The organism is Bartonella sp. AA86SXKL (assembly GCF_042196885.1).
The window spans coordinates 1-281 of sequence record NZ_JBHIRE010000462.1 but is presented as its reverse complement, the minus strand read 5'-3'; the positions used below and the strand labels follow the sequence as shown (position 1 = coordinate 281).

The window sequence follows — 281 nt, the reverse complement described above, 5'->3', positions numbered from 1 at the left end:
TGAATCTCTTCAGAGAGGTCTCTCTCTTTGTCGTGTTGGTTTAAAACCACAAACACGCCAACCTATTCGTGCTGGTGCTGTGCTTTTCGATAATGAAGGCAATCGGATTGGGGTGGTAACGTCAGGTGGTTTTGGCCCTTCTTTTGATGGTCCTGTCGCGATGGGGTATGTTCCTGTTGCTTGGAAAGTGGAAGGAACAGAAGTATTTACAGAGCTGCGTGGCAAAAAGATTGCACTGTCTGTTCATTCACTCCCTTTTGTTGAACAACGTTATTTTAAAG

The 281-nt window shown here is 44.8% G+C and carries 1 protein-coding gene; it reads left to right on the top strand.

Going from position 1 to position 281, the window contains the following annotated elements; all coding sequences use genetic code 11:
- On the top strand, positions 1-281 hold a 281-nt coding region (locus tag ACFIO5_RS12635), incomplete at both ends, for a glycine cleavage T C-terminal barrel domain-containing protein (protein WP_375705591.1).